Annotated in this window: 6 protein-coding genes and 1 pseudogene; 4 read left to right on the forward strand and 3 right to left on the reverse strand. The window is 70.9% G+C overall.

Annotated elements, in window-relative coordinates:
* Both G6R24_RS16405 and G6R24_RS16410 read right to left on the reverse strand, forming a co-directional pair.
* A partial coding sequence (locus G6R24_RS16405; RefSeq protein ID WP_163550113.1) for a TAXI family TRAP transporter solute-binding subunit occupies positions 1-1,028 on the reverse strand: 1,028 nt, incomplete at its 3' end.
* A 52-nt stretch (positions 1,029-1,080) separates the two neighbouring features.
* A complete protein-coding gene (locus G6R24_RS16410) occupies positions 1,081-2,058 on the reverse strand; it encodes a toll/interleukin-1 receptor domain-containing protein (protein ID WP_163550114.1) in 978 nt (325 codons plus the stop codon).
* Positions 2,059-2,414: 356 nt separating this feature from the next.
* Here G6R24_RS16410 and G6R24_RS24210 point away from each other — a divergent pair, with 356 nt between their 5' ends.
* The 4 genes and pseudogenes from G6R24_RS24210 (at position 2,415) to G6R24_RS16430 (ending at position 6,064) form a co-directional block, all read left to right on the forward strand.
* Positions 2,415-3,074, forward strand: coding sequence for a superinfection immunity protein (locus G6R24_RS24210; protein WP_163550115.1), 660 nt, complete (start codon positions 2,415-2,417; stop codon positions 3,072-3,074).
* Between the two features lie 42 nt (positions 3,075-3,116).
* On the forward strand, positions 3,117-3,317 hold the full coding sequence (locus G6R24_RS16420) for a hypothetical protein (RefSeq protein ID WP_163550116.1): 201 nt from the start codon (positions 3,117-3,119) through the stop codon (positions 3,315-3,317).
* A gap of 156 nt (positions 3,318-3,473) precedes the next feature.
* Entirely contained in the window at positions 3,474-4,790 is a 1,317-nt protein-coding gene (locus G6R24_RS16425) for an LLM class flavin-dependent oxidoreductase (protein WP_163550117.1), read from the forward strand.
* Between the two features lie 73 nt (positions 4,791-4,863).
* Positions 4,864-6,064: pseudogene (locus G6R24_RS16430) on the forward strand (LLM class flavin-dependent oxidoreductase).
* Positions 6,065-6,137: 73 nt separating this feature from the next.
* Here G6R24_RS16430 and G6R24_RS16435 read toward each other — a convergent pair.
* Positions 6,138-6,845: a metal-dependent hydrolase gene (locus tag G6R24_RS16435; protein WP_163550118.1), complete on the reverse strand. Its 708-nt coding sequence runs from the start codon at positions 6,843-6,845 to the stop codon at positions 6,138-6,140.
* Positions 6,846-7,081: the final 236 nt, after the last annotated feature.

The following is a 7,081-nucleotide window of genomic DNA, read 5'->3' on the forward strand; positions in this document are numbered from 1 at the left end:
TGCTCGGAACCCCACAGCGCCGCCTCGAACTCCTGCCGGTGGTTCACCAACAGGTCGGTGACGTAGGTGACCAGATCGTCGTTGGCCTTCTCGTTCACCAGCACGACGTTCGACGACGCGATCGTGTACGTCGGGTTCAGCCCCGCGTAGTCGTTTCGTTGCAGTGTCCACTGTCGATAGTCGCCGCCGTGCAGCGCCGGATACTTGTTGTCCCACTCGATCTGCATGCCCTTGAGGTATCCCTCGTCCAACGCCAGCAGGGTGAGTGTGCGGCCGACCGGGTCCCGCAGGGCGGCGTCGATGGTCGGGGTCGGCGCTCCTCCGGACCACAACAGGGCGTCGGCTCGTTCGCTGCGGACCGCGTCGACGGCGTCGGCCAGGGTGCTGTTCTTTATTTCCGGATGGCAGCTCGGATCCCGGGACTGGAGTTGGTGCAGGAGGATCTCGCTGGTGCGACTCGTCCCCGACGACTTGGGCCCGGTCATCAGCACCCGGTTCGGCTGGCAGAGGTCCGCCAGGGCGGTCATCGGCCGGTCGTTCGGGTGCGCGGCGTCCGGCACCCGAACGACCACCTGGATGAAGTCGAGCCAGAGCGGGCCGACGGTCCGCACTGTGGTGACCCGCTGTCCCTCGAACTGAAAGACGGCCTTGGACGCGTCCACCGCAGTACCCATGCCGCCGAAGCCCAGCCAACAGGTGCTGGCGGTCGAGTCGGCCAACGCAGAGACGTTGAAGGAGCTTCCCGGAGTCGCGACCACGTCGACGGCCGACCCGGGATACTGCCGCCTGATGTTCTTCTGGATAACGGCGGCGTACTGGTCGTAGGGCGTGGAGCTGGCGCCGAGCGACGATCCACCCTGGCCCGCGAAGATGTCTATGACCGCGCATCCGCCGAGTCTGCGTGCCGAATCCGGCGACCGTACCTTCGCCCCCAGAACCACGGCCAGTGCCGCCACGACGACGAGCGCGACGCCGATCGCCTGGTAGTAGCGAAGGCTGCCCCGCCCCGGCATTCCGATATTCGACATCGAGCTTCGCCCCGCTCCGCTGCGCCATCCCCCCCGGATGGCGATAGCGACCCTATCCGCCCGCTTCCGTGTGCTGTGCGACGGCCGGGACGGGGCTGGGCTGCGCGGTCGCCGACGGGGTCCGCGCGGGTCGCGCGACCGCGTACACCAACGTCGTGGCGACCAGTACCTCGACGACCACCGCGAGCGGCGAGTGCGCCGCGCGCGCGGTACCGGCGATGGCCAGCGACTCGGCCCCGACCGCCGCGCCGAGCAGACCCAGCGAACACGCCAGCAGCATCTCGACCGCACTCGGCGCCCAGCGAGGCGCCAGCGCACAGCGGACGACCAGGGCACTGGCAACTCCCACCGCGAGCACACCGGCCACGACGCCGACGACACCAGCGCGGCCCGCGGCCTGCGCACCGACACCCGTGGCCTCCAGAGCCACCCCGAGCGTCCCGACGAGCCAGCCACCCCGCCGCCACAGACGTGTCCACGTCCGGACGACCACCCCGCTCCACCGCCGACCCGTGGAGACGGCCGCGAAGGTATCCGTGTCAACGGTGCCCGGCGGGAAGGTGGGTTCACCCAGCGGTGGATTCCGGCCTGCCAGCGCGACCGAGATGCCGGTAAGCAGCTGCGCACCGGCCTCGTCCTTGTCCAGCTCGGCCAGGTCGATGGCGACAACGGACCGCAGCGGTTCGCGTAGGTCGCAGTCATCAATCCGGATCGGGATGAGTTTCCGATCGGTGCCCAGCAGATCCGTTCCCCATGCGGCCCGCCACTGGACGCCGCCGTAGGCCGAGCCCAGATAGCGCTGGGAGACGATGGCCAGGGTCCGCTTGGACCGGGCCATGCCCTCCTGAAGGAACACATGCCGGTTTCCGCCGGCGACAAGATCCCAGTGCTCCAGAAGAATCCGGTAGCCGTCTTGCTCCAGCGTCCAGGCGATCCATTCGGCCCAGCCACGGTCTGCCTCGTCGTAGGAGACGAAGAAGTCGTACAGCGGGTCGGTTGCGCCCTCCGCGTGCGGCGCAGTCTCGGACATGAGCCGCATTCTCGCACGATTGGGCCGGCAGCCGGCGGCGAGTCAGATCGAGCCCACCAGACCCAACCCCGTCATCGCTCAGCAGACAGACCACCGCCCCCTGAGATGATCACGCTGGTCGGACAGGGCCCTGCGGCAGGGCCGACTCACCTCGACCGCGGTAGCCACGACACCGCTCCATCGCCAGATCCGCGACCACTGTGTGACGACTCGACGGGATGCGGTGCGTCCACACAGGCGTAACCGCCCCCTGGACACGCCGCTGACCAGCAGCTTCGAGTATCGCCGACCGACAGCACAGATAACGACGATGGTCACGAATGGTAACGAGAGAAATAGAGTAGGCACCGAAAGCGATGATTGTGCTACTCTGCCGACCGTACGATCGACTGCCTGGGTCGCGAAGAGCACCGTTCCTTACGCACGAAGATCGGGGGATTTCCGTGAAGACAGCCGGGATATTCTTCATTCTCATAGCAGTGGTGCTCTATGTGCTTCCGAGCATTGTCGCCCTGGTCCGGGGACGCCAGTCGGCCTCGGTCCTCGTGATCAACATCTTTCTCGGGTGGACACTCGTCGGCTGGGTGGTCGCCCTCGCGCTCGCGGTCAGCACGAACCACGGGTCCCAGAACGTGCAGGTCCATCCCGGCGCAGCGGCGCCGCCGCCACCGATCGGCCCGGGCGGGCCCCAGCAGTGGCATCCGCAGGGCCCCGTACCAGCAGCAGAACAGTGCGCCGTGGGAGCAGCAGAACCCGTCCCACCCCCAGCAGTACTGGCAGGGGCAGCCAGGGCCGGGCAATCCCCCGGTCGACCCGCAGTACCAGCCCCCGTCCGGCGGGCAGTTCCCGCCAGCCTGAACCGCCGGCCGCGGCGTCAGTCGCGTCCCGAACCCCACCAAGTCCGTAGACAAGGTGCCGGCAGCGGGTTACGTTCGTGGCGGGATCAGGTTCGCCACGCGGATGGGCCGTCCACCGGTCGGGCCGGCGCAGGTGGTGATGCTGCCCAGCAACGGTAGGGCGATGTCAGGCCGGCCGTCGGGCCTTGGCCGTGGGAAGGGATGACCATGTCAACGGTTTCCTCCCCCACCGGCCGGCTCTCCGCGCCCGCCGGCCACCGGCATCTCCGCCAGGCCCACCGGCATCTGACCCGGCGGCTGCAGATCGACCTGCTTCGCTCGTCCAGCGCGCTGTGTCCCCGCCTCAGCCAGGGCGCCGCCTGGCGTCGCCGCGTCTCCCACCGCCACCACCAGTTCGTCTGACCTGCGCCGTCTCGGTCATCTGCCGTGTTCCTGGGGTCGTGCCCCTCGGCCTCGTGCGAAGCCCGCCACGCGGTCGCACCTTCGGCGCCGGTCTTGTTCCCTCGGCGACACGTCCCGAGGCCATGAGTTTCCCGCCCGCCGAAGAAGGGTCCAGCCATGAGTGCGATTCCGCTGGCAGTCCTCGACCTCGTTCCGCTCAGTGATGGTTCGACCAGCGGCGCGGCGTTGCGCAACACCGTCGACCTGGTGCAGGTCGCGGAGCGACTCGGATATCACCGCTACTGGTTCGCCGAGCACCATCTCAATCCGGGTGTGCTCGGCTCGTCCCCGGCGGTGTCCATCGCCCTGGTCGCCGGCGCGACCTCGAGCATCCGGCTGGGGTCGGCCGGCGTGCAGGCCGGCCACCGCACCCCGCTGTCGGTGGTCGAGGAGTTCGGCCTGATCTCGGCGCTGCACCCGGGTCGCCTCGACCTCGGTATCGGACGGTCCTTCGGCCGACGTCCACCCAAGGCGTCCCCGGGCGGGGCGACACCCGCGGCCGGCGAGGGCCCCGCGGCCAGTCCTGACTCGCCGGACGCCAGCGGTTCCGCGACCTCACCGGACGGCCCGGGTCCGGCGGGGTCGGGGTCGGTGAACGGCGCCACGTCCCAGCAGCGTGACGCGGCGGCCGTCAGTGTGCTGGAGGCCTACCGGGCCTCCCGCGGCGGTGGCGATCACAGCGTCGAGGCGCGGGCCGCGAACGGCCTGCTGCTGCCCAGGCAGGTCGACATCTCGAAGCTGCTGTCCCCCGCCAAGGTCAGCCTGATCACGGGCCTGCTCCAACAACCCGGCGCCTACAGCCAGGACTACGCCGAACAGGTCGACGAGATCCTGGCGCTGCTGGCCGGGACGTACCGTTCGCCGGACGGCCAGGAGGCGCACGCGAGCCCCGGCGAGGGCGCGGACGTGGAGGTCTGGATCCTGGGTGCCTCGGGGGGGTCGAGCGCCGAGGTCGCCGGGGCACGCGGTCTGCGGTTCGCCGCGTCCTACCATCACAGCCCGAGCACCGTGCTGGACGCGGTCGACGCCTACCGCAAGGCCTTTCGGCCCTCCGCCGAGCTGGCCGAGCCGCACCTGTCGGTCTCCGCGGACGTCGTCGTCGCCGAGGACGACGCCCGGGCCGCCCACCTCGCCGCCGGCTACGGCCTGTGGGTCCGCAGCATCCGCACGGGCGCGGGCGCCATCCGGTTCCCGACCCCGGAGCAGGTCGCCGCGCATGTGTGGACCGACGAGGACCGGGATCTGGTCGTGGACCGCACCGAGACGCAGCTGGTCGGTTCGCCGAGCACCGTCGCCGACCGCCTCGAGCAGTTGCTGGAGGCCACCGGCGCCCAGGAGCTGGCCATCACGACGATCACCCACCAGCATGCCGACCGGGTCCGCTCGTACGAGCTGCTCGCCAGGGAGTGGCGCCGCCGCGGCCACGTCGGCTGACCCCTCCGCCACCCTGACCCCTCCGCCACCCTGACCGAGCCGGCGTACCGACGCCAGATCGAAAGAGGACCTCATGACCGGATCGGCTCCGCTGCATCTCGCCGCCGCGCTGGACGGCGCGGGATGGCATCCGGCGGCCTGGCGCGAGCCGAACGCCCGGCCCGCGGACCTGTTCACCACCGGTTACTGGACGGAGCTGGTCGCCGAGGCCGAACGCGGCCGGCTGGACTTCGTCACGATCGAGGACGCCCTCGCGCTGCAGTCGGCCCGTTTCTCCGGCCCGGACGGACGCACCGACCGAGTCCAGGGCCGTCTGGACGCGGTCCTGATCGCCTCCCGGGTGGCGCCGACGACCTCACGGATCGGGCTGGTACCGAGCACGTCGGCGCTGGCCACCGAACCGTTCCACATCTCCAAGGCCATCGCGACCCTGGACTATGTCAGCGCCGGGCGCGCGGGCTGGCGGGTTCAGCTCGGCCGGCCCGGGGAGATCCCCCACCTCGGCCGGCGGGCGCCGGTGACGCTCACCCTGGGCAACCGCAGCAGCCCTGAGCACGAGGCGCTCCTCGTCGACTGGTTCGACGAGGCCGCCGACCACGTCGAGGTCGTGCGCCGGTTGTGGGACAGCTGGCAGGACGACGCGGAGATCCGCGACGTCGCCACCGGGCGGTTCGTCGACCGCGACAAGCTGCACCACATCGAGTTCGCCGGCCGCTGGTTCAGCGTGCGCGGCCCGTCGATCACCCCGCGCCCGCCGCAGGGCCAGCCGGTAGTCACCGCGCTGGCGCACGCCAGCGGTCCCCTACCGGTTCGCCGCCCGCGCCGCCGACATCGTCCACGTCACCCCGTTGGACGCCGACCACGCGCGGTCGATCGTCGCCGAGGTCCGGGACGAGCAGGACCGGGCCGGTCGGGGCGGCGAGACCGTGCAGGTCTTCGCCGATCTGGACGTCCTGCTGGCCGGCACCACCGAGGCCGCCGCCGCCCGGCGGGCTCGTCTGGACGAGCGGCTGGACAAGCCGTACCGCTCCGACGCTCGGATCTTCACCGGGACGCCCGCGGACCTCGCCGACCTGCTGCTGGACTGGCAGGACGCGGGGATCACCGGTTACCGGCTGCGTCCCGCCGTCCTGCCCGACGACCTGCGGGCCATCACCCGCGAGCTCGCCCCCGAACTCGCCGCGCGCGGCCGGTTCCGCACCGACTACACCGCCACCACGCTGCGCGGCCACCTCGGCCTGGCCCGCCCCGCGAACCGCTACGCCACCGCCTGACCCGACACCATCCGCGGAACCGGCATCACCCGCGGAACCGGCATCACCCGCGGATCGGCTCGCTTCCCGCTGGTCAGCGCACCCAGTGGTAGAGCGCGCCGCCGCTGAGGACCTGGACGGTCAGGACGACCCCGGCGCAGGCCAGCAGCGGCACGACGACCAGCCGTTCCACCCGGCCGTCGGTGCGGGGCACCAGCACCGTCTCCATCCGCCAGGGCACCGGCCACAGCAGCAGACAGCCGCGTGGGGTGAGGCAGTCGCCGAGCAGATGGGCGAGGCAGCCGATGGCCACGGGGTAACCGGCGAAGCCCATGTCCAGGTCGTGCATGGCCCAGACCGCGCCGGCGGCCGTCACGCAGTCCTTGAGTCCGGACCAGAACTCGTGGCCCTCGAAGTCCAGACCAAGGCCACGCAGCCCGAAGCCGACCAGGATGAACAGCGCCGCCCACCAGCCATAGCGAAAATGGATGGCCAACATCGACATCGCGTAGCCCATGGCGAAGGCGAACAGCAACGAGTGGGTGGCATGGCGATGCCCCCCGCTGAGCCGGCTCACCCACCGGCAGAACTGGCGTGAGATCGGCCCGAGTGTCCCCGCGATCCGTCCCGACGGATGGTCCATGTCCGGCAGCAGGCCCGCGCCCGCGGCCACCACCGCCCCGGCGATCACCTGCCCGGTCGACAGCGACAACGCGTGCGACCCCCACCACTGCTCCCGCGCCAGCAGGGGTGTGGCCGCCAGCCACAGCACCGCCCCGCTCAACGCGTGCGTCCGACCCATCACCGCGACTCGACCTCACCGATCAGCACGCGGGGGACTTTAGCGCCCACCGCCGGTCGCACGGCGGGCAACGCCCACGGACGGCACCTGTCCAACCTCATCCGGCGGTATCCACGCAGGTCGTAGTTTGGTGCCCGTGACGGTCGACGAGACGGGACGCATCCCCGAGCCGAACCCACCCGAACCGAACCCGCCCGGTCCGGACCTGCGGGTGGCGGTCGGCTCGGCCATGGTCA

It is taken from the genome of Candidatus Frankia nodulisporulans (assembly GCF_902806475.1).
Taxonomy (GTDB): Bacteria; Actinomycetota; Actinomycetes; order Frankiales; family Frankiaceae; genus Frankia; species Frankia umida.